The organism is Nocardiopsis sp. NPDC006938, from assembly GCF_042869555.1.
GTDB lineage: Bacteria > Actinomycetota > Actinomycetes > Streptosporangiales > Streptosporangiaceae > Nocardiopsis.
In genome coordinates this window covers 1-877 of the sequence record NZ_JBIAGA010000028.1, presented here as the reverse complement: position 1 = coordinate 877, position 877 = coordinate 1, and positions in this window count along the sequence as shown.

The window sequence follows — 877 nt, the reverse complement described above, 5'->3', positions numbered from 1 at the left end:
AGTGAGCTGTGGGTTCTACGGTTGTGGTTGTTGTAGCGCGAGGGTTCTACGGCCAACCCGTTTATCCCTTTGGGCCGGTAGGTCCTGTGCGGCTTACTGCGTACCCCTTGTGTGCTGAGGACTCCATTCAGGGCGGGGTGCGTGGATGGTGCTCTGCCCGGACCGCACTTGGCGGTTGTGTTCTCGTGTGACACGACTGGTAGGAAAGGGCCAAGCACGGCACCGGGCCACCCCCCAGGACGACTGATGTGTTCGAGAGATGCGTGTCCCCTGGACTGGTAAAAACCCCCGCCGTCCGAGCACCGCTCACCGCTCTACGGCCAACCCGCTCCACTGAACCCAGCACTCACGTGCACGTTTGTACCCCGCTGTGGCTCAGGGGGTTTGCGCCGTGCGGCTTACTACCGCACATGACTGAGGTACCAACCCCCTGGGGGGTGAAGGGGGCACCGAAGCGCTCGGGTCACCACCACGGGGTGAAGGTGAAGCTTCCCCCTGGGTGAGTCACAACAACACGTGGCGGGGGTTCACACCCCTCGTGGTGCTGGTGGGCGCGCTGTCACAGGCGTGAAGCAGACTCCAACGCAGACCCCTCAACCCCCAGGGGGTTGGTTCGCCCCCATCACGTGCGGTAGTAAGCCGCACGGCGCAACGCACCCCGGACACAGCGGGGTACAAACCTGCGGGTACGCGCTTTCCTGTGGTGACCGGGTTGGCCGTAGAGCGGTAGGCGGTGCTCGGACGGCGGGGGTTTTTACCAGTCCGGGGGACACGCATCTCTCGAACACATCGGTTGTCCTGGGGGGTGGCCCGGTGCCGTGCTTGGCCCTTTCCTGCCAGTCGTGTCACGCGAGAGCGCGTCCGCCAAGTGCGGTCC